At 67.7% G+C, this 21,776-nt stretch carries 19 protein-coding genes; 14 read left to right on the top strand and 5 right to left on the bottom strand.

What is annotated here, in order from left to right; all coding sequences use genetic code 11:
- Positions 1 to 169: 169 nt before the first annotated feature.
- On the top strand, positions 170 to 4,102 hold the full coding sequence (locus ACFO0J_RS06185; protein WP_376812181.1) for a DUF3683 domain-containing protein: 3,933 nt from the start codon (positions 170 to 172) through the stop codon (positions 4,100 to 4,102).
- 20 nt (positions 4,103 to 4,122) lie between these two features.
- Here ACFO0J_RS06185 and ACFO0J_RS06180 read toward each other — a convergent pair whose 3' ends face one another.
- From ACFO0J_RS06180 to ACFO0J_RS06165, 4 genes are all read right to left on the bottom strand, one after another.
- Positions 4,123 to 4,677 (bottom strand): adenine phosphoribosyltransferase, encoded by a 555-nt coding sequence (locus ACFO0J_RS06180; RefSeq protein WP_376812180.1) that lies wholly within the window; start codon positions 4,675 to 4,677, stop codon positions 4,123 to 4,125.
- Between the two features lie 75 nt (positions 4,678 to 4,752).
- Complete coding sequence (locus tag ACFO0J_RS06175) at positions 4,753 to 6,990, bottom strand: CHASE2 domain-containing protein (RefSeq protein WP_376812179.1); 2,238 nt, start codon at positions 6,988 to 6,990, stop codon at positions 4,753 to 4,755.
- 48 nt (positions 6,991 to 7,038) lie between these two features.
- The gene (locus tag ACFO0J_RS06170) at positions 7,039 to 8,565 is read right to left on the bottom strand and encodes a FecR family protein (protein WP_376812178.1); all 1,527 of its coding nucleotides are present in this window, start codon (positions 8,563 to 8,565) and stop codon (positions 7,039 to 7,041) included.
- A complete protein-coding gene (locus ACFO0J_RS06165; protein ID WP_376812177.1) occupies positions 8,552 to 9,892 on the bottom strand; it encodes a surface lipoprotein assembly modifier in 1,341 nt (446 codons plus the stop codon). The genes ACFO0J_RS06170 and ACFO0J_RS06165 overlap by 14 nt, the downstream gene beginning before the upstream one ends.
- A 251-nt stretch (positions 9,893 to 10,143) precedes the next feature.
- Here ACFO0J_RS06165 and ACFO0J_RS06160 point away from each other — a divergent pair, with 251 nt between their 5' ends.
- The 12 genes from ACFO0J_RS06160 (at position 10,144) to ACFO0J_RS06105 (ending at position 20,144) form a co-directional block, all read left to right on the top strand.
- A complete protein-coding gene (locus ACFO0J_RS06160) occupies positions 10,144 to 10,980 on the top strand; it encodes a metallophosphoesterase (RefSeq protein ID WP_376812176.1) in 837 nt (278 codons plus the stop codon).
- A 22-nt stretch (positions 10,981 to 11,002) separates the two neighbouring features.
- Positions 11,003 to 12,592 (top strand): HD domain-containing phosphohydrolase, encoded by a 1,590-nt coding sequence (locus ACFO0J_RS06155; RefSeq protein ID WP_376812175.1) that lies wholly within the window; start codon positions 11,003 to 11,005, stop codon positions 12,590 to 12,592.
- Positions 12,593 to 12,610: 18 nt separating this feature from the next.
- A complete protein-coding gene (locus tag ACFO0J_RS06150) occupies positions 12,611 to 13,597 on the top strand; it encodes a KpsF/GutQ family sugar-phosphate isomerase (RefSeq protein ID WP_376812174.1) in 987 nt (328 codons plus the stop codon).
- Positions 13,597 to 14,199, top strand: coding sequence for a KdsC family phosphatase (locus tag ACFO0J_RS06145; protein WP_376812173.1), 603 nt, complete (start codon positions 13,597 to 13,599; stop codon positions 14,197 to 14,199). Before ACFO0J_RS06150 ends, ACFO0J_RS06145 begins: the two co-directional genes overlap by 1 nt.
- Positions 14,196 to 14,813, top strand: coding sequence for an LPS export ABC transporter periplasmic protein LptC (gene lptC / locus ACFO0J_RS06140; RefSeq protein ID WP_376812172.1), 618 nt, complete (start codon positions 14,196 to 14,198; stop codon positions 14,811 to 14,813). Before ACFO0J_RS06145 ends, lptC begins: the two co-directional genes overlap by 4 nt.
- The gene (gene lptA / locus ACFO0J_RS06135) at positions 14,810 to 15,406 is read left to right on the top strand and encodes a lipopolysaccharide transport periplasmic protein LptA (RefSeq protein WP_376812171.1); all 597 of its coding nucleotides are present in this window, start codon (positions 14,810 to 14,812) and stop codon (positions 15,404 to 15,406) included. The genes lptC and lptA overlap by 4 nt, the downstream gene beginning before the upstream one ends.
- Before the next feature lie 5 nt (positions 15,407 to 15,411).
- On the top strand, positions 15,412 to 16,200 hold the full coding sequence (lptB, locus tag ACFO0J_RS06130) for an LPS export ABC transporter ATP-binding protein (protein ID WP_376812170.1): 789 nt from the start codon (positions 15,412 to 15,414) through the stop codon (positions 16,198 to 16,200).
- A 276-nt stretch (positions 16,201 to 16,476) separates the two neighbouring features.
- Positions 16,477 to 16,800, top strand: coding sequence for a ribosome hibernation-promoting factor, HPF/YfiA family (gene hpf / locus ACFO0J_RS06125; protein ID WP_376812169.1), 324 nt, complete (start codon positions 16,477 to 16,479; stop codon positions 16,798 to 16,800).
- Positions 16,801 to 16,900: 100 nt separating this feature from the next.
- Positions 16,901 to 17,398 carry a PTS sugar transporter subunit IIA gene (locus tag ACFO0J_RS06120; protein ID WP_376812168.1) on the top strand — a complete coding sequence of 166 codons (498 nt, stop codon included), beginning with the start codon at positions 16,901 to 16,903 and terminating at the stop codon, positions 17,396 to 17,398.
- Entirely contained in the window at positions 17,370 to 18,308 is a 939-nt protein-coding gene (gene hprK, locus ACFO0J_RS06115; protein ID WP_376812167.1) for an HPr(Ser) kinase/phosphatase, read from the top strand. The genes ACFO0J_RS06120 and hprK overlap by 29 nt, the downstream gene beginning before the upstream one ends.
- 40 nt (positions 18,309 to 18,348) lie before the next feature.
- The gene (rapZ, locus tag ACFO0J_RS06110; protein ID WP_376812166.1) at positions 18,349 to 19,224 is read left to right on the top strand and encodes an RNase adapter RapZ; all 876 of its coding nucleotides are present in this window, start codon (positions 18,349 to 18,351) and stop codon (positions 19,222 to 19,224) included.
- Positions 19,221 to 20,144: a septal ring lytic transglycosylase RlpA family protein gene (locus tag ACFO0J_RS06105; RefSeq protein ID WP_376812165.1), complete on the top strand. Its 924-nt coding sequence runs from the start codon at positions 19,221 to 19,223 to the stop codon at positions 20,142 to 20,144. The genes rapZ and ACFO0J_RS06105 overlap by 4 nt, the downstream gene beginning before the upstream one ends.
- Here the strand turns inward: ACFO0J_RS06105 and rsmI are convergent.
- On the bottom strand, positions 20,141 to 21,076 hold the full coding sequence (rsmI, locus tag ACFO0J_RS06100) for a 16S rRNA (cytidine(1402)-2'-O)-methyltransferase (protein ID WP_376812164.1): 936 nt from the start codon (positions 21,074 to 21,076) through the stop codon (positions 20,141 to 20,143). The genes ACFO0J_RS06105 and rsmI overlap by 4 nt on opposite strands.
- 43 nt (positions 21,077 to 21,119) lie before the next feature.
- Between rsmI and ACFO0J_RS06095 the strand changes: the two genes are divergently transcribed.
- Positions 21,120 to 21,641: a YraN family protein gene (locus tag ACFO0J_RS06095; RefSeq protein WP_376812163.1), complete on the top strand. Its 522-nt coding sequence runs from the start codon at positions 21,120 to 21,122 to the stop codon at positions 21,639 to 21,641.
- The last annotated feature ends 135 nt before the right edge of the window (positions 21,642 to 21,776 follow it).

The raw sequence follows: 21,776 nt of genomic DNA, 5'->3' as shown, positions 1-21,776 counted from the left end.
CCCCCCTCCACCCACGTCAACGCCACCCTGGACACTTTCATCCCACTGGTCGCAACCGCCTCTCATGACTTCCCGGTATAAGCTCATCTCGAATCAGGGACGTTTTGCCCTTAAACTAGATGATTGCCCCTCTCGGTCCCAGGGGCGCTGCTGATCCCTCGCCATTCTCATGAACGCCCCTGTCGCCCGCGAATTGCTCGCCTCCCCCCAGGCGCCGCGCCTGCGTGAAATCCCCTACAACTACACGTCCTGGTCCGACCGCGAAATCGTCTGTCGGCTGCTGGGCGAGGAATCCTGGCGGGTGCTGTCCGAACTGCGCACGCAGCGGCGCACCGGCCGCTCGGCGCGGATGCTGTTCGAGGTGCTGGGCGACATCTGGGTGGTGCTGCGCAATCCCTATCTGCAGGACGACCTGCTGGACGACCCCAAGCGCCGCCATCTGCTGATCGAGGCCCTGAACCACCGTCTGTCGGAAATCGACCATCGCCGCGACGACGATCACGGCCCGCGCGATGCCCAGGTCCAGAAGCTGCTGGCCGCCGCCCGGACCGCCGTCGCCGAATTCGAGGCCCGTTTCGTGGAAACCGCCGACCTGCGCCAGGCGGCCCTGAAGAAGCTCTCCCGCCTGACGCGCCGCGACAACATCCGCTTTGACGGCCTGTCGCGCGTCTCGCACGTCACCGACGCCACCGACTGGCGCGTCGAATACCCCTTCGTCGTGCTGATGCCCGACACCGAGGACGAGATCGCCGCACTGGTACGCGCCTGTATCCGCCTGGGTCTGACCATCATCCCGCGCGGGGGCGGCACCGGCTACACCGGCGGCGCCATCCCGCTGTCCTGGCGCTCGGTGGTCATCAACACCGAAAAACTCGACGCCATCGGGCAGGTCGAGGCCGTCACCCTGCCGGGGGTCGAAACCCCCGTGCACACCGTCCTGACCGGCGCCGGCGTGGTGACGCGCCGCGTGGCCGAGGCCGCCGAAGCGGCCGGGCGCGTCTTCGCCGTGGACCCGACCTCGGCCGATGCGTCCTGCGTGGGCGGCAACGTGGCCATGAACGCCGGCGGCAAAAAAGCCGTGCTGTGGGGCACGGCGCTGGACAACCTGGCCTGGTGGCGCATGGTGGACCCCCAGGGCCACTGGCTGGAGGTCACCCGCCTGGACCACAACCTGGGCAAGATCCACGAAGTGGACGAAGCCCGCTTCGAGCTCAAATGGTTCGACGGCGCCAAGCGCCCCGGCCAGACCCTGCTGAAGACCGAGATCCTGACCATCGAAGGCCGGCGCTTCCGCAAGGAAGGCCTGGGCAAGGACGTCACCGACAAGTTCCTCGCCGGCCTGCCCGGCGTGCAAAAAGAAGGCTGCGACGGCCTGATCACCGCCGCGCGCTGGATCCTGCACCGCATGCCCGCGCACACGCGCACCGTCTGTATGGAATTCTTCGGCCAGGCCAGGCTGGCCGTGCCGTCCATCGTCGAGGTCAAACACTACCTGGACACCCAGGGCCGCACCCAGGGCGTGCTGCTGGCCGGCCTGGAGCACCTGGACGAACGCTATCTGCGCGCCGTCGGCTACGCCACCAAGAGCAAGCGCGGCGTCCTGCCCAAGATGGTCCTGATCGGCGACATCGTCGGCGACGACGAGCACGCCGTGGCCCTGGCCGCCAGCGAGGTCGTGCGCATCGCCAATTCACGCCACGGCGAAGGCTTCATCGCCGCCAGCCCCGAGGCGCGCAAGAAATTCTGGCTGGACCGCGCCCGCACCGCCGCCATCGCCCGCCACACCAACGCCTTCAAGATCAACGAAGACGTGGTGATCCCGCTGCCGCGCATGGGCGAATACACCGACGCCATCGAGCGCATCAATATCGAACTGTCCACCCGCAACAAGCTGCGCCTGGTGGACGCCCTGGAAACCTATCTGGACGGCGACCTGCCGATCGGCAAGGCCGAGGACCCCGACGACGCCGAACACACGCGCGACACCATTCTGTCCAGCCGCCGCCACGACGCCCTGGACACCCTGGCCGCCGTGCGCCGCCGCTGGGCCTGGCTGCTGGATCACCTGGACGCGCCGCTGGCCGACAGCCTGGACACCCTGTCCTCCCTGGGCCTGGACGCGCGCCGCGCCGAACTGGACCAGCGCCTGACGGCACAACCCGAGGCGCGCATCATTGACCTGGTCCAGGACCACACCCTGCGGATTTCCTGGAAGACCGACATCCGCGGCGCCATGGAACGCCACTTCGCGGGCGCCGAATGCGCCGCCGTCCTGGCCGGCCTGCAGGCCACCCACGACCGCATTCTCAAAAGCCGGGTCTTCGTCGCCCTGCACATGCACGCGGGCGACGGCAACGTCCACACCAACATCCCCGTCAACTCCGACGACTACGAGATGCTGCGCGAGGCCAACGACGCGGTGGCCCGCATCATGGGCATCGCCCGCGACCTGGACGGCGTGATTTCGGGCGAGCACGGCATCGGCCTGACCAAATACGAATTCCTCAGCGAAGCCGAACTGGCGCCCTTCCAGGACTACAAGCGCCGCATCGACCCGGAGGGCCGCTTCAACGCCGGCAAGCTGATGCCCGGCGCCGACCTGTCCCGCGCCTGGACGCCCAGTTTCAACCTGCTGGGCTACGAATCGCTGATCATGCAGCGCACCGAAATCGGCGCGATTTCCAACGCCATCAAGGATTGCCTGCGCTGCGGCAAGTGCAAACCGGTCTGCGCCACCCACGTGCCGCGCGCCAACCTGCTCTATTCGCCGCGCAACAAGATCCTGGCGACCTCGCTGCTGATCGAAGCCTTTCTGTACGAAGAACAGACCCGGCGCGGCGTCAGCATCCGCCACTGGGAAGAATTCGAGGACGTCGGCGACCACTGCACGCTGTGCCACAAGTGCTTCAACCCCTGCCCGGTGGACATCGACTTCGGCGACGTGTCCATGGAAATGCGCTCGCTGCTGCGCCGCATGGGGAAAAAGTCCTTCAATCCCGGCACGGCTGCGTCCATGTTCTTCCTGAACGCCAAGGACCCGCGCGTCATCAAGGCCACCCGCGCCGCCATGATCGGCATGGGCTACAAGGCCCAGCGCCTGGCCCACGACCTGCTGGCGCCCGCTGCGAAAAAGCAAGCGGCCCACCCCCCGGCCACCGTGGGCAAGGCCCCGGTGCGCGAACAGGTGATCCACTTCATCAACAAGAAGATGCCCGGCGGCCTGCCCAAGCAGACCGCCCGCAAGCTGCTGGACATCGAAGATCCGCACATCATCCCGATCATCCGCAACCCGGCGGCCACCGCCCCCGACAGCGAGGCTGTGTTCTATTTCCCGGGCTGCGGGTCGGAACGCCTGTTTTCCCAGGTGGGCCTGGCGACGCAGGCGATGCTGTGGCACGTGGGCGTGCAGACGGTGCTGCCGCCCGGCTACCTGTGCTGCGGCTATCCGCAGCGCGGCAACGGCCTGACCGACAAGGCCGAGCAGATGGTCACGGACAACCGCGTGCTGTTCCACCGCATGGCCACGACGCTGAACTACCTGGACATCAAGACCGTGGTGGTCAGTTGCGGCACCTGCTACGACCAGCTTGAAAGCTACCAGTTCGACAAGATCTTCCCGGGCTGCCGGCTGATCGACATCCACGAATACCTGCTGGAAAAGGGCGTGGACATCGCCGGCGTGCAGGGCGTGCGCTACATCTACCACGACCCCTGCCACACGCCCATGAAGCAGCAGGACCCGATGAAGACGGTGAAATCCTTGCTGGGCGCGGACAATGCGATCAAGACCGACCGCTGCTGCGGCGAATCCGGCACGCTGGCGGTCTCACGGCCGGACGTGTCCACCCAGATCCGTTTCCGCAAACAGGAAGAACTGGCGAAGAACACCGCCGCCATCCGCGCCGACGGCTTTCAGGGCGAAGTCAAGATGGTCACGTCCTGTCCGTCCTGCCTGCAGGGCCTGGCGCGCTACGAGCAGGACACGGGGCTGTCGGCCGACTACATCGTGGTCGAAATGGCCAAGCACCTGCTGGGCGCGGACTGGATGCCGGATTACGTGAAGGCCGCCAACGCGGGCGGCATCGAGCGGGTGTTGGTGTAACGAGGGCCGGAGACGGAGGCTCAGGCCTCCGGCCCGGACTCGAACTCGCACACCGTATACACCGGCAGCCCCGAATCCCGGACGGCCTTCGAGCCGCCCAGGTCGGGCAGGTCGATGATGGCGGCGGCCTCGGCCACGTTGGCGCCCAGGCGCTGCAGCAGACGGGACGCCGCCAGCATCGTGCCGCCGGTGGCGATCAGGTCGTCGATCAGCAGCACGCGCTGGCCCGGGCGCACCGAATCCATGTGCATTTCCACCGCCGCATTGCCGTATTCCAGCGCATATTCCTCGGCCACCGTGCGATACGGCAGCTTGCCCTGTTTGCGCACCGGCACGAAGCCCAGATTCAGTTCGTAGGCCAGCACCGAGCCGACGATGAAACCGCGCGCGTCGATCCCCGCCACCAGGTCCAGGCGCTGACGCATGTAACGGTAGACGAACAGGTCGATCAGCACCCGGAACGAACGCGGATCCTGCAGCACCGGGGTGATGTCCCGGAACTGCACACCGGGTTTCGGCCAATCGGGCACGGTACGGATCGTGTCTCGGATGTACTGGGCCGGATCGGTTTGCATGGCGAAGTCCTGTGGCGAGGCATGGAGGCGGGCACAGTTTAACAAGCCCTCCATGCGGCGGCGCGCCGGACGGGCTTATTTCTGGAGATGATCGTGCACCGCGTCCCAGTCCGCAGGCAGGCCGGCCGGATCGACGTCCGCCATGCGGTCCAGATAGACCGCATACAGCGCCCCGCCATCCGGATCCTCGGCGCGCAGCCGGATCAGCGCCGCCCGCGCCTGCAGCCAGCGGCGCGCGCGGTAATCCGCGATCGCCTGTTCAAAGCGCGCCAGCCGATCCAGCAGTTCCGGCCCGGCGCGGCCGGCCTCGCACACCGGCTCGCTGGCCTCGACGACGTCGCGCCTTCCCTTGACGCGGATGCGGTCTACCGTGCGATACACAAAGTCCGGCGCCTGCGCGCGCGTGGCGTCGCTGACCAGGATCGGCACCCCGTAATAGGCGGTCAGGCTTTCCAGGCGCGAACCGAGATTCACCGCATCGCCCAGCACGGTATACGCGCGGCGGTAGCGCGAACCCATGTCGCCCACGTTCATCGATCCGGTGTTCAGGCCGATCCCGATCCGGAACACCGGCAGCCCCGCCGCTTCGAATTCCGCCCGCACACGCGCCATGCATGCCTGCATGTCCAGCGCCGCGCGCACGGCATGCACCGCATGGCGCTCATCGTCCAGCGGCGCATTCCAGAAGGCCATGACCATGTCGCCCACATACTTGTCGATCGTGCCCTGGTGCTGGAAGATCACCTCGGTGACCGAAGACAGATAGCGGCTGAGCAGGTCTTTGAGTTCACCCGCCGACAGGTGTTCCGATAGGGACGTGAAATTGCGGATGTCGGCGAACAGCACCGTCATCGGACGCTGCTCGCCGGACAGATGGACGCTGTCGGGGCTGGCCACCATCCGCTCGACATAGGCGGCGGGCACGTATTCACCGAACAGCGACTGGATGGCGTGCCGCTGCCGATTGGCCGTCACGTAGCCGCCGACGATGTTCAGTACGGCCAGCGACACGACCAGCAGCATCAGGGCGGCTAGCGGCAGGGCCACGTGCAGATGATCCCAGGCCCAGCCATTGGCGGCGACCAGCGCCAGCAGGCCGGCGACGGCGCAGCCCATCATCAGGCGCGGGCTGCGCCCGGGCAGGCCCAGGGCCAGCAACAGGCCCAGGCCCAGCATCAGGGCCAGCACCGCGCCGGGCGTCCAGTCGGGCTGCACGTAAAAAGCATCCCGTCCCAGAGCGGCCTGCAGTACCGCGTCCAGCACATTGGCATGCGTTTCCACCCCGGGATAGCCGGTCTGCAAGGGTGTCGTGCGCAAATCGGCCAGGCCGAGCGCCGAGGTGCCGACCAGCACGAAGGCGTCCTGCAAGGCCGCCAGCGATTCGGCCGGCGCGTCCCCTCGCAGCACCCCCGTGGCCGAAATCGTCGTAAAACTGCCGGCGCGGCCCCGGTACGGCACCAGCAGATTGCCCTGCTCGTCCAAAGGCACGCGCGCATCGCGGCCAATGCGCACGCCCGTGAGCACCCGCTGATCGCCCCGGTCAGCCTGCTCCAGGCGCAGCCAGGGCGCGCCCAACGCCAGACGCGCCATCTCCAGAGACAGCGCCGGGTAGACGTCCGCGCCACGGCGCAACACCATGGGCACGCGCCGCACAATGCCGTCCGGATCGGGCACCGCCACGACAAAGCCGCCGCCTGCGCCCGTCTCGGTCAGTTGCGGCAGGCTGGCCGTGTAATCGGGCAGCGCCCGGGTCGTGGTCGCGGCCGCCGCCTCGGGCGGCAGCACCATGAAGGGCGCGGGCAACTGCCCCGCATCGCCGCCGTCCGCATGCATGAAAAAACCCAGCAGCACATAGGGATCCAGGGTCCGCGCCAGAATCGCGTCGCCGTCGAAGGCCTCGGTCTGCCCGGCCAGCATGGCGCTCAGTTCCACCGGCAGGGCATCGGCCTGCAGCAACTGGCGCACCGGATTGGGCCCCGGCTCGGAGAACACCACGTCAAAGCCGATCAGGGCCGCGCCCTGGGCGCGCAGCGCCTGGATCAGCGCAGCCACTTTGGCGCGATCCCAAGGCCAGCGGCCCTCGCGCTGCTGGGTGGCTTCGTCTAGGTCGACGATCACGATGGGCAGATCCGCCGCACGCTGCGGCGGCAGCATCTGGAAGCGCCAGTCATACAGCACCGCGTCCAGGCGATCCAGCGGTCCGCCGAGGCCCGGCCGACGGAACGCATCCGCCTGCCATAGCATGAGCAGCACGAGCACCAGCAGCCCCGCCGCGCGCAAGCCTCGTTTGCCGCGAAAAAGCCACGCCATCATGCCTTCAATTCCCTACGGCCCGCGCGGCCCGTCCTGGCGCCCGGAGGCCTATATCCCCTGATTCGCACCGCCGCCCCCGCCGCCGGTGGCGGGCGGCGTGTAGTTGGGCGGCTCCAGCGGCGCGACGCCGGTGATGGTGTAGGTATTGCCATCGTTCAAAGAATAGGCGATGCCAGCGCTGCCGCTGGTCGTCAGGAAGCCCGACACCCCCAGTGAGCAAGAACCGGTGGGGGTGCAGCCCCCCCCGTTGATGTTGGTGTTGCTGAAACCGAACACCGGAAGCGGATCAGTCAGCGTCCCCGTGCCGCCCGCGATGCTGAAGGCCGCACTCGGCATGGTCAGGAGCATGTCCAGCGTATATTGGTTCGTCCCGACATCGATCCCCAGATCGAACTGGTTCAACGCGCCGATCTGGCCCCCGTTGTCATAGGCGGCCGGCGTGACGCCAGCGGGCAGGCTGAAGCTCAGCGTCCCGGTTAAAGGCGCCGTTGTCGCCACTTCGCCGATGATGTAGGGCAGGTAGCGCGCGACCGGGTTAGGGTTGCCTTGCGCATAGGACCGGACACCACTGGGCAAAGTGATGCTGCCATCGGTCAGCACCCCCCAGTTCAGCCCGGCATCAGTCCGACTAAACGCAGTCGCATCCCCCATGCCTAACTCGATCACTCCCGGAACATCAAAGGACGTCAGTGCACCGTTGCCGGTATCGAATGTTGCATATCCCGGTCCGCCCGCAGCCGTATTGGGGATCCAGTCATACGTAGAGTCCAGCGCCGCCGCCAACATGAAATACCCTGGCCCTGACTGCAGGAATGGCGAACCCTTCGGGGTCGCCATCAAAGGCAGATCCAGATTATAGGGATCGGAACGCACCATGCCCACCGGCGTCCTCAAGTCCCCCTGCGGGCCGGTCGCCATGAACACCGGGCCTTCCTCGGTCAGCCGGGGGGCCTCGTCCTCGGTCATGATGGCGTTGTAGCCCTCGGGCACTTCAAGGGTGCCGTGCGAGTTCGTCAGCACCACCTTGCCCCGCCCCACGTGCACCCGCAGGGTGCCGGGCGGGTCGATGATCGCGATGAACTCCGTGCCCCGGATGCCCAGGGTGCCGACCGGGGTCTTCAACTGATAGTTGTCGTGCTTGCTCTTGCCGATCGCCCCGGTGACCGTACGCAGGCCGCCGCGCAGCAGGCCGAAGACCAGCGAACCGTCCTCGCCGCCCGCGTCACCCAGGCGGTATTCCTCGACCGAGAACGTGGTTTCAGGCAGCAGCGACACCAGCCCGCCGTCGCTGAACCGCAGTTGCGCGCGGGCGCCCTGCGCGGTGTCGATACGGTCCTGGTCGAAAACCTCTGCGCCCTTCGACAGAGCGCGCCCGGCCTGGCCGGATTCGGTGGCCGTGACCAGCCCATGGACGAAATCCGCACGGGCGGCGACCTCGGCCCGCACGCTGCCCATGCCGACGCCCGCGATCAGCACGACCCACGCGGCCAGGACGCGCCACGCAAGATCGGAGACCTGCCGAACCCGCCGGGCGGACGGCAGGCGCTGATGCGACACACTCTTAGAACAGTTCATAACGCAGGCTCACTGAAAAGATGTGGCGCTGATAATCCCGCAGCTCGATGTTCGATCGGCTGTTGATGTAGCGGTATTCCGGGCGGATCGAGAGCTTGCGGTTCAGGGCATGACTCAGATTCACATAGGCGTCGTACTGGGTGTCGCGGCGCGCCTTGCCGAACAGGACTTCCTTGCCCCCGTAGTTGCGCCATTCCACGCCCACTCCTGCCTCGGCCTGGGTGCGCGGCGACAACAGCATCATGCCGCCGCCCCGCAAGCCGCTGAAATCGTAATCCACGGTGGCAGGAGCATTGCTGTGCACGCCGACTTCGCGCCCGCCGTAGGCGCTGGCGTAGTAGATCGCCCGCCCATTGCCCAGCGCCTGCGACCACGACACCCCGCCCGCATAGCGCGTGGCGTCGTTCAGGCTGTACTTCGGATAGCGCATCTGGGTCACGTGCGCAAAGCCATTGACCTCGGCGCGATCCGTCACCGCATACGCATACTGCCCCAACAGGCTGGCCATGTCCCGATAGCCGTGACCGCCCAGGTTGTAATGCTGGCCCTGGGCCTTGACGGTCAGGCGGTGCGACCCCTCGGTGCGCATCAGGCCCAGCGCCCCATCGACGATGGCGGCGTCGTAGCTGTGCGCCGACCAGTATTGATTGCCCGTGGCGGTGCCTTCGGCCAGCAGACGCCAGTGCGCATTGAGCGGCGTGGAATAGCGGATGTTGAACTGCGTCAGGTTGAAGCCGGTTTCCTGGGGCCGGCCGTCCGGCGACATCCGGAACACCAGGTTGCCCAGGGCCGGCAGCGCCAGGCTGCCCTGCGACATGGCGGTATTGGGATTGCTGTCGTAGCCCACGCCCGCCTGGATATAGGCATTCAGGCGCGTATCCTGGCCGGCCGATTCCTTGCCGGTCAGGACACGCATGTACTCGTCAAGAATGGCCTGCACTTCCGGCGGCGGCGCGCTGTGCGAGATGATCTCGATCTCGTTGCGCGCCGCCTGCACCTCGGTCAGCATCACGTGCGCGCGCAGCATCCCCAGACGGCACAGCCCGTCGCGCGGGCTGACGGCCAGGCAGCGTTCGAAGGCAAACGCAGCCTGCGAGGGCTGGTCGGCCGCCAGGGCGGCCTGGCCAAAGACCCGATCGAACCCGGGGTTGCCCGCCAGCCAGGACACGTGCGGCGACAAAGCACGATAGGCCTGGACGCCCTGGCCAGCCTGCACTTGTGCCGCCCCCTGGGCAATGATCCGTGCGGCATCCGGCGCGCCGGATGCCTGGCTGATCGAGGCCGACGCCAAAAGTGACAGACAGGCCAATGCCGAACGCGTCAGCACCGCTTGAACCCCACGGATCCAGCTCCGTGCATCCACACGTGATTGCATGCTTTGTCTCACTCCCCGACGCGACGGCGCGGCATCCCTGAAGACACCCGGCCCGCTTCCGCTGCCACCCCGGAATGTGTAAATGTGATTAGAGTAGTAATAATGTGTTATTTTTCAATCGATCATAGCATCGATCATCGGCTGACACGGAAGTCGTGTGCATACCGTGTACTCCAGACAGCACTCCCAGCGGACTGCCGACCATGCCCTCATCCTCTCCACATTCCCGGCCGATCGTGCTGGCCCACCTGACGGACATGCATCTGTTCGCCGACAGCGGCGGCACCTTGCTGGGCGTGGATACCGAGGCCTCGTTCCGGGGCGTGCTGCAGCACCTGCTCGACTCCGGCGACGCACCCGACCTGGTCCTGGCCACGGGCGATCTGTCGCAGGATGGCCGCCCCGAGTCCTACACCCGCTTCCTGGGCATGGTGGCGCCCCTGGGCGCCCCCGTGCACGTCCTGCCGGGCAACCACGACGTGCGCGCCCCGTTTCAGGCCGTGCTGGCCGCGCACGCCGCCCCGGTGATCGACCAAGGCCCCTGGCGCATCATTCTGCTGGACTCCACACTGCCCGACGACGAGGGCGGCCGGCTGGCCCCGGACCAGTTCGACCTGCTGCGCACCGCCGGCCAGGTCGAGGACGGGCGCCACGTCCTGGTGGCCATGCACCACAACCCCGTGCCCATGCACAGCGCCTGGCTCGACCCCATGCGCATCGGCAACGCCGACGCCCTCTTTGCCGTTCTGGACGCCCTGCCGCGCGTGCGCGCCCTGTTGTGGGGACACGTCCACCAGGCGGGCGACAGCCTGCACGTATTCGATCATCCCCCCGGACGCGCGCCCTTGCGCATGCTGTCCACGCCGTCCACCTGCTTTCAGTTCACACCGCTCAGCGAACGCTTCAGCATCGACCCCGTAGCCCCGGGCTATCGCTGGATCACCCTGCACCCGGACGGCCGGCTCGACACCCGGGTCGTGCGCGTGGCGGCGCTGGCCCCGGCCCCCGACCACCCCAGCCACGACAGCACCGGCTACTGACTTCATTCACAGGATCTCCGCCATGTCTCCGTCCAGCAGTCCAGGCGCCGTCGACCCGACGATCTTTCAGAAACTGCTCGACATCACTCTGTCGCTGTCGGCCGAACGCCACCTGCCGCGCCTGTACGAGCAGATCATCACCGCCGCCCAGGATTTCACCCGCGCCGACGGCGGCACCCTGTACATCCTCGAAGGCCAGGGGGCAGGACAGCAACTGCGCTTCGAGGTCATGCACACGCTCAGCCTGGGGATCCATTCCGGCGGCACGTCGGGGCAGGCCATCAGCCTGCGGCCCATCCCCTTGTGGCTCGAAGACGGCCAGGCCAACCACCAGAACGTCTGCGCCCACGTCTGGCACCAGGGCACGCCGGTCAATATTCCCGATGCCTACGAAGTCGAGGATTTCGACTTTTCCGGCACCCGGGCCTTTGACCGGGCCATGCAATACCGGACCGCCTCGCTGCTGACGCTGCCGCTGCAGAACCACGCCGGCGACATCATCGGCATCCTGCAACTGGTCAACGCCCGCGACCCCGGCACCGGCCTGGTGCAGGCCTTCAATCCCGCACTCGAACCGGTGGCGCTGGCGCTGGCCTCGTCGGCCGCCGTCACGCTGGACAAGCAGCAACTGCTGCAAGGCCACAAGGACCTGCTCGACGCCTTCATCCGCACCATCGCCCAGGCCATCGACGCCAAATCGGCCCACACCTCGGCCCACTGCCAGCGCGTGCCCGTGCTGACCGAACTGATCGCCCAGGCGGCCTGCCGCGCACAAGACGGCCCGCTCAAGGACTTCACCCTGGATGACGAAGGCTGGTACGAACTGCGCGTGGCGGCCTGGCTGCACGACTGCGGCAAGCTCGCCACCCCGGACTCGCTGCTGGACAAGTCCACCAAGCTGCATGCCCTGAGCGACCGGATCGAGACCATCCAGGCCCGCTACGCCGCCCTGATCGCCCAGGAGACCCTGGCGGCCGCCGACCGGACCGACGCCGGGCTGCAGGCCCGGATCAGCCAATGGCGCGAGGACTGCGACTTTCTGGCGCGCGCCAACATCGGCGGCGAATTCATGCGGCCCGAGGACCAGCAGCGCGTACGCGACATCGCGCTGCAGACCTGGATGGACCACACCGGCGCCGTCCAGCCCCTGCTCACCGCCGAAGAAGCCGACATGCTGTGCATTGCACGCGGCACGCTCAACAACGCGGAACGGCTGCGCATCAACCAGCACATCGACGTCACCCTGCAAATGCTGGAAGTGATGCCGTTTCCCAAGACCCTGGCGCGCGTGCCCGAATACGCGGGCGGCCACCACGAGAAAATCGACGGCACCGGTTTCCCGCGCGGCCTGACCGGCGATCAGATGTCATGGCCCGCCCGCATGATGGCGATCGCCGATATTTTCGAAGCCCTGACGGCGCGCGACCGGCCCTACAAACCGCCCATGCCGCTCTCGCAGGCCCTGTCCATCCTGCGCGACATGCGCGACCGCCGCCACATCGACGCCGACCTGTACGCGCTGTTCCTCGACGCCCGGGTCTGGGAGACTTATGCGCGCGAACACCTGCTGCCGGACCAGCTCGACGTGCAGGACCCAACCGCCTATCACTGATCCCAGTAAAATCGCGGGATGCATGCCCATCCTCAGCCCAGCCCGGAGGCGATCCGCGCCAGCGCCGACCGCACCTTCGGCATCGAAATCCAGGCCCTGCAAGCCCTGCAAGGCCGCATTGACGCACACTTCACCCAGGCGGTCGGCCTGATCCTGGACTGCCCGGGCCGCGTCGTCGTCACCGGCATCGGCAAGTCCGGCCACGTCGCCCGCAAGATCGCCGCCACGCTGGCGTCCACCGGCACGCCCGCCTTCTTCATGCACGCCGCCGAGGCCATCCACGGCGACCTGGGCATGCTTACCGGCCAGGACATCCTGCTGGCGATCTCCTATTCCGGCTCGGCCCAGGAACTGATCACCATCATTTCCGTGGCCAAGCGCATGGGCACGCGCATCATCGCCCTGACCGGCAACGCCGATTCCGAACTGGCCCGCAGCGCCGACCTGGCGCTGGACGCCGCCGTGGACCAGGAGGCCTGCCCCCTGAACCTGGCGCCCACCGCCAGCACCACGGCCGCTCTGGTGCTGGGCGACGCCATCGCCGTCGCCTGCCTGGAGGCCCGTGGCTTCAACCGCGAGGATTTCGCCCGCTCGCACCCGGGCGGCGCCCTGGGCCGGCGGCTGCTGACCTCGGTGGCCGACGTGATGCGCAGCGGCGCGGCCCTGCCGCGCGTCGCACCCGACACCCTGATCCCCGACGCCCTGCCCGAAATGTCCTCCAAGGGCATGGGCATGGTCATCGTCCTGGAGGACAAACGCCCCGTGGGCCTGTTCACCGACGGCGACCTGCGCCGCATGATCGCCCAGCACGGTGACATCCGCACGCTGCCGGTCTCGGCCGGCATGAGCCGCCACCCGCGCTCGATCGCGGCCGACGCGCCCGCCATCGAGGCCGCCTCGACCATGGACGCGCACAAGCTCAACCAGATGCTGGTGCTGGACAGTGACGGGCTATTATTGGGGGCTCTGCACATGCACGACCTCCTTGCTGCAAAGGTCATCTGATGAACGAACTGCCTGGTTTCTCCCACCCCGCCGAAGCCCAGATCCTGGCCCGCGTCCCGGAAGCCGTCCGCGACCGAGCCCGTGCCGTACGCATGATGGTGTTCGACGTCGACGGCATCCTGACCGACGGCAGCCTCTGGTACGGCGAGCACGGCGAGGCCATCAAACCCTTCAACGCGCTGGACGGCCACGGCTTGCGGCTGCTGCGCGAACAAGGCATCCGCGTCGCCTGGGTCAGCGGCCGCAAAAGCGCCATCACGGCCCGCCGGGCGGCGGAACTGGGCATTTCGCCCGCGCTCCAGGGGGTCCGCGACAAGATCACCACGGTCGAAGACCTGGCCCGCGAGGCCGGCCTGTCGCTCGAGGCCGTGGGCTATATGGGCGACGACATCATCGATCTGCCCGTGCTGCGGCGGGTCGGCTTTGCCGCCAGCGTGCCCAATGCGCCCTTCTACATCGGCCAGGCCGCCCACTGGATCAGCGCCCTGCCCGGCGGCTCGGGCGCCGTGCGCGAATGCTGCGACCTGATCCTGGCGGCCCAGGGCCGCCTGGGCGCCTGTTTCACGGCGTCCCTGTCCACGCTGGGCGGGGCCATCCAGTGAAAGAACGCCTGCCCAGTCTCGTGGCCGTGCTGCTGCTCGGCCTGCTGGTGCTGGGCACCTGGTGGGCGTCCGACTACGCCTTGCGTTCGATCGAGATCGACCCGCCCCGGCGCGTGACCCACGAGCGTGATTCCTGGTCCGATCAGTTCACCATGGTGCGCACCGACGCCGACGGACGCGCCATCAACCGCCTGGAAGGCGAGTCCATGGAACATTTCCCGGACACGCTCACCTACGAAATCACCGCGCCGCGCGCCGTCGGCCACCAGCCCGACACGCCCATCACCGTCGGCACCGCCGACCGCGGCACGCTGGACGAGCACGGCGACCGCATCGTGCTGGACGGCAATGCCCACCTGAAGCGCCTGCCCGACGCCGAACACAAGCTGCTGGACGTGCGCAGCACCCAATTGATCATCGAGCCCGACCTGGACCTGGTCCACACGGACCGCCCCGCGTTGGTCCACAACGGGAATTCCACCCTGCGGGGCAAGGGCATGCGCTACGATAACCGCACCCGCCAACTGACCGTCCACGCGGCCAGCGACGTCAAGATCTCGGGCGAGGATCAGGCCGCCCGCAACGCCGAACCGAAGAAGAACGCACAACCATGAAAACTCCGTCTCATGCCCTGATTGCATCGATCAGCGCCTGCGCCCTGGCTCTGGCCGCCCAGGCGGCCGCCGCCCAGAACAAACCGGCTCCCCAGGACGAACCCGACACGGTGATCCTGTCCGATACCCTGCACTACGACGACGTCAACAAGACCAGCACCTTCACCGGCAACGTGGTCCTGACCCGGGGTGCGATGACCCTGCGCGGCGACAAACTCGTCACGCACGAAGACGCCCAGGGCAACCAGTTCGGCACCGCCACGCCCGCCAAGGGCCAGGTGGTCACCATCCGCCAGGAAAACCCCGAAAAATTCGAGACGCTCATCGCCACCGGCCTGCAGGCCGACTACGCGGGCGCCTCGGGCGACATCACCCTGACGGGCCAGGCCACCGTGACCCGCCTGATCTGCGGCCAGACCTTCGACAACGTCCGCGGCGCGCGCATCATCTACCACGAAAAAACCGGCACCTACGAGGCGTTCGGCGGCCAGAACTCGGCCGCCGCCGGCGGGCGCGTCCGGTCCCTGGCCCAGCCCCAGTCCCGCATCGACAAGGCCATCGCCCAGTGCAAGGCCAAGAAGGGCCAGCCGTAATTCCCATGTCCGCACACGAATCCCATTCCACCACGGCCGGCGCCACGCGCACGTCCGGCAGCCTGCAGGCCGTGGGCCTGGGCAAAACGTTCGGCCGCCGCGCCGTCGTCCAGGACGTCTCCCTGTCGGTGGACAGCGGCGAGGTCGTCGGCCTGCTCGGCCCCAATGGCGCCGGCAAGACCACCAGCTTCTACATGATCGTGGGGCTGATCCCGGCCGACACGGGCCGCATCCTGATCGACCACCACGAGGTCACCGGCATCCCCATGCACCAGCGCGCCCGGCTGGGCCTGTCCTACCTGCCGCAGGACGCGTCGGTTTTTCGCCGCCTGACAGTGGAACAGAACATCCGCGCAGTGCTGGAGCTGCAACGCGACCCGCAGGGCCGGCCCCTGTCGGCCCCCGCCCTGGAAGAACGCCTGGAATCGCTGATCGACGAACTGCAGATCGAGCACATCCGCCGCAACATGGCGATTTCATTGTCGGGCGGCGAGCGCCGCCGGGTGGAAATCGCCCGCGCCCTGGCCACGCACCCGCGCTTCATCCTGCTGGACGAACCCTTTGCCGGGGTGGACCCGATCGCCGTGATCGAAATCCAGCGCATCGTGCAGTTCCTGAAGGGCCGCAACATCGGCGTGCTGATCACCGACCACAACGTGCGCGAAACCCTGGGGATCTGCGACCGCGCCTACATCATCAGCGAAGGCCGCGTCCTGACCAGCGGCCATCCGAATGAGATCGTGGACAACGAGGCGGTGCGCCAAGTTTATCTGGGGAAGAACTTCAGGATGTAGGTGCTGCGGGGGTATTTTTCAAATTGTAGCCCCCACCTCGCGGCTTGCAAGCCGCTCCGATTCGTCAGGCACCGCGCAGTCCGCAGGGACTGCCCGGTGTCCAGACTCATCCCTTCAAGGGCCGATTCAGTATCCTACACCGAAAACAGGCGCTTGATGTGGCGGATGCAATGGGTACACTGGACTTGTCATCAAACTGTCAGCAAAGGAGGCCAAGCCCGTCCGTACCCGGTTCCCTCCAGGAACCCTCCCCGTTTTTCCGCAAGGAGTCTGCATATGAGCCTGACAATCACCGGTCGCAATCTGGAAATCACCCCGGCTATCCGCGAATACGTCCACACCAAGACGGCGCGCGTCCTGCGGCACTTCGATCAGGTCATCGACACTCAGGTCATGCTGTCGATCGAACCCCAGAAGCACATCGCTGAAATCACCATGCGCCTGCGCGGCAAGGACCTGCACTGCGAAGCCTCGGATGACAACCTGTATGCGGCTATCGATCTGCTGGTCGACAAAGCCGACCGCCAGGTCATCAAGTACAAGACCAAGGCTCAGAACCACGTTCACGAACCCCCCAAGCGCCAGGAAATGACCGCCTGATCGCGTAGCGTCGGGCCGGCTCCTCCGGCTCGAAACGACACATGGCCTCGAGACACTCGTCCGGGGCCATATTGTTGTCTGTTTACCTATAATGGTCGCCATGAATCTCACTTCCCGCATCCTGCCGCCCGGCAACATCGTCCTGGATCTGGCCGCCACCAGCAAGAAGCGCGCCTTCGAACACGCCGGACTGCTGTTCGAAAACCACCAGGGCGTCGCGCGCACGGCGGTCTTCCACAGCCTGCTGGCCCGAGAGCGGCTGGGCTCGACCGCATTGGGCCACGAGGTCGCGATCCCCCACGGGCGGCTCAAGGACCTGCGTGAACCGCACGCCGCCTTCATCCGGCTGGCCGAACCCGTCCGTTTCGATACCAACGACGGACGCACCGCCCGCCTGCTGTTTTTTCTGTTGATCCCGGAAACCGCCACCCAGACCCACCTGGACCTGCTGGCCGGCATCGCCCGCCTGATGTCCGACGCCGGCATCCGCCAGGCCCTGACGCACTCCACGGATCCCCAGGAAGTCCATCACCTCATCCTGACCGGCGCGAGCGCCCCGACCTCTGAACATGCTGACCATTCAAGAGCTGATTCGTGACAACGCCGAGAAGATCCCCTTCTCCTGGATCGCCGGCAAGGACGCCGCGGATCTGCACCTGATTCCCGACACCAGCGGCGCCGCCGCCGACCTGATCGGCCACCTGAACCTGATCCACCCGGGACGCATCCAGGTTTTCGGCACCGAGGAAATCGCCTTTTACCTGCGGCTCGAACCGCACCGCCGCCAGCACCACCTGGACGACCTGGTGACCGGAGGCGTACCGGCCATCATCCTGGCGAACAACACCCAGGCGCCCGACGATCTGCTGGCCTACTGCCTGGAACACGACATCCCGCTGCTGTCCACGCCCACCGACGCCGCCCTGCTGATCGACCTGCTGCGCATCTACCTGGGCAAGCGCATGGCGCCCAAGACCACGGTGCACGGCGTCTTTATGGACGTGCTGGGTCTGGGGGTCCTGATCACCGGCGAATCCGGGCTGGGCAAAAGCGAACTGGCGCTGGAACTGATTTCCCGGGGCCACGGGCTGGTGGCCGACGATGCCGTCGAACTGTCGCGCACCGCGCCGAATTTCATCGAAGGCCAGTGCCCGCCCCTGCTGCAGAACCTGCTGGAAGTCCGCGGCCTGGGGCTGCTGGACATCCGCACGATCTTCGGCGAGACCTCGGTGCGGCGCAAGATGAAGATCAAGCTGATCGTCCACCTGGTGCGCCTCACCCCCGAAAATTTCGAACGCCTGCCGACCCAGGACGAATACCAGGACATCCTGGGCATCCCGATCCGCCGGGTGATGCTGCAGGTTGCGGCCGGCCGCAACCTGGCCGTGCTGGTCGAGGCCGCCGTGCGCAACACCATCCTCAGCCTGCGCGGCATCGACACCATGAGCGAATTCATCGAGCGCCAGGCCCTGGCCATCATGGAAAACTCCCGGGAGGCCCGATCGTGACACCCTGCCCGACACCGCAAGCCCCCCTGCTGCACACACCATGCTGAACATCGTCCTCATCACCGGCATTTCCGGTTCCGGCAAGTCCGTGGCCCTGCGCATGCTGGAAGACACCGGCTACATCTGCATCGACAATCTGCCGGTGCGCTTCCTGCACGAATTCATCGCCAGCACCCGGGACAGCGGCCTGGAACGGGTGGCGGTCGCCATCGACGTGCGCACCCCGGGCGACCTGGACGACCTGCCCGGCATCCTGACCAGCCTGCGCGCCATCGGCACGGCGCTGCACGTGATCTTCCTGGATGCCGACGACCACACCCTGATGCAGCGCTATTCCGAATCGCGGCGCCGCCATCCCCTGACCGACCGCCTGCGGCAAGAGGGCCTGGACGCCTCACTGCAGGACTGCATCACCCGTGAACGGGAACTGCTGGCGCCCTTGCGCGACCAGGAACATGTCATCGACACCTCGGACCTGGCGCCCGGACAACTGCGCGCCTGGGTCCGCGACCTGGTCCAGACGGACCGCCCCTCGGTGATCCTGACCTTTGAGTCCTTTGCCTACAAGCGCGGGGTGCCGCACGACGCCGACCTGGTGTTCGACGTGCGCTGCCTGCCCAATCCCCACTACGACGCGCAGTTGCGCCCCCTGACGGGCCGCGACGCCCCGGTCGCCGACTGGCTGGCCCAGTTCGGCAGCGTCGAGACCATGATCGACGACATTGCCGCCTTCATCCGCAAATGGCTGCCCCTGTACATGCAGGACACGCGCAACTACCTGACGGTGGCCATCGGCTGCACCGGCGGCCAGCATCGCTCGGTCTACGTCACCGAACAGCTCGCCCGGCGCTTCGCGGATCATTCCCCCCTGCTGGTGCGCCACCGCAACCCCATGCTGCAGGAGCACCGGCCGTGAGCGGAACAGTTCGCCGCCTGGCCCTCGCCCTGCTGGGCGCCGCGCTGGTCGTGCTGGCGGGCTGCGCCTCGCGCTCGGGCGGCTACTACAAGGACGACGGCCCCGGCAGCAACATTCCGGCCGACATCGCCGCCATCCCCGACGCCGTGCCGCGCATCGAGCGGCACGCCCCGGCCAACTTCCGCCCCTACGAAGTCTTCGGCGTGCGCTACCTCCCCATCGGGGAAAACCAGGCCTACCGCCAGGAAGGCGTGGCCTCATGGTACGGACGCAAGTTCCACGGCGAAAAGACCGCCAACGGCGAAACCTACGATATGTACGCCATGACGGCGGCGCATCCGACCCTGCCGATCCCCAGCTACGCGCGGGTGACCCGGGTAGGCACCAACCGCTCGGTGGTCGTGCGCGTCAACGACCGGGGACCCTTCCACCCAGGGCGCATCATCGACCTGTCCTACGTGGCGGCCGCCAAGCTGGGCCTGATCGGCCCAGGCAGCGGGCGCGTGATCGTGCAAGCCATCACCAACGCCGACATCCGCGCCGGACGCGCCCCGGGAGCGCCGATCATGGCCTCGGCCCCGCCGCCCGCCGATACGGCTCGGGCGCAGCCGGTCAGCCTGCCCGCCGAGCCCGACACGCCCTCTGCCCCCGTCCCTGCGGTCTCCGAGGGGCCGCAGGCGGGCGGCATCTATCTGCAATTCGGCGCCTTTTCCTCGGCCCAGAACGCCCAGGCGCTGGCCCAGCGCGTCAACATCGAGGCCGCCGGCCAGGCCGGCCAGGCCACCGTCGCGCACCAGCCGCCGCTCTACAAGGTGCGCATGGGTCCCTATCTGTCGCGCGACGAGGCCGTCCACACCGCCGCGCGGCTGGCGGAATCCGCGGGCCTGAATCCGGTCATTGCGCTGGACCAGGGGCTTTAGTCTTCGCGACTCCGCGATAGCGCCCAGGCGTACAGCCGGTCGCGCGCCAGCCCGGTCGCCCGGGCGCCGATCCGCGCCGCGTCGCGCACCGACAGGTCTTCCAGCAGCGCCTCCATGATCCGGCGCTGCTCGGGCGACAGGTCCTCGTCCGGCACGGCCTCCCGTTCGTCGGCGTGCACCACCAGCACGAATTCGCCCTGTTCCCGATGGGCGTCCGCATCCAGCCAGACCAGGGCATCCCCCGCCGGCAGGGTATGGATCTCTTCGAAGCGCTTGCTCAGTTCGCGCGCCACGGTCACCTTCCGGTCCGGCCCGGCCGCCGCCGACAGATCCTGGAGCGCCGCCCGCAACCGATGCGGCGTCTCGAACATCACCACCGGCACCGGCCAGGCCAGCCACTGATCCAGCCATTTGCGGCGCGCCTGGGCCTTGGACGGCATGAATCCGGCGAAGGCAAAGCCGGGGTTCTCGTCGCGGGTGGCGCCGCTGGCCATCAAGGCGGCGATGACGGCGCTGGGGCCCGGCAAGGGCACGACCCGGTAGCCGGCCGCCTGGACCTCGCGCACCACGCGCGCGCCCGGGTCGCTGACGGCGGGCGCGCCGGCATCGGACACCAGCGCGATGCGCTCGCCCTGGGCCAGCCGCCGGATCACGGCCTCGGCCGCCTCGCGTTCGTTATGGCGGTGGGCGGCCAGCAGCGGCGTGGTGATGCCCCAGGCATCCAGCAAGGCGCGGGAGGTGCGGGTGTCCTCGGCCGCGATCGCATCGCAGCGGCGCAGGGCCTCCCAGGCGCGCAGGCTCAGATCCCCCAGATTGCCGATCGGCGTGGCGACCACATACAAGGCGCCTGCCGGCCAGGATTGGCCCGCCACCTGTTCAGCGTGACGTTTCCACGTCGGTCCGGTCTGTTCCCAGTCTGCGCTGTCCGTCATACTCGTATCCTGTTCCGTATCCCGTTCGATTGAATGTGCCGCCATGCCCGCCGATCCCTACGAAGCCGCCCGGCAGGCCCAGCGCGGGGCCGTGGCGCGCCGCCGCCGACGCCTGCGCCGGTCCCGACCGACATCCGGCCTGATCGACCCGGCGGCCGACTTCGCCCACGAAGCGGCCGATGTCCCCGATGCGCCGGCGGCCGGATCCCCGACCCAGCGCCAGGGCCACGCGGCCGAGGCGCGGGCGGCGCGCCACCTGGAGGCGCACGGCGTGCGCATCCTGGCGGCCAATCTGCGCTGCCGCGCCGGGGAAATCGACCTGGTCGCCCGCGAAGGCGCCCTGCTGCTGTTCATCGAGGTGCGGGAGCGCCGCAATCCGGCCTTCGGCGGCGCCGCCGCCAGTGTAAACCGCCCCAAGCAGACCCGGCTGATCCGGGCCGCGCGCCATTTCCTGCCCCGGCTCGCCCGGCTGCATTTCGGCGGCGCCGCGCCGGCCTGCCGCTTCGACGTGGTGGCCTTCGAGGCCGACGGCCCCCGCTGGATCCGCGGCGCCTTTCAGGTGTGAACTCTAAAATTTTCGCACCCCTCCACCTCCCGGCCTGCAGGCCGGTCGGATTCGTCAGGCTCGGGTCATTTCCAAATTGCGACATCTCCCCACCTCCCGGCCTGCAGGCCGGTCGGATTCGTCAGGCACCGGGCA

Origin of the sequence: Castellaniella hirudinis (assembly GCF_042651965.1) — a bacterium.
GTDB lineage: Bacteria > Pseudomonadota > Gammaproteobacteria > Burkholderiales > Burkholderiaceae_B > Castellaniella > Castellaniella hirudinis.
Note: the sequence above shows the minus strand (reverse complement) of the source record. Positions and strands in the feature narration are given on the sequence as shown.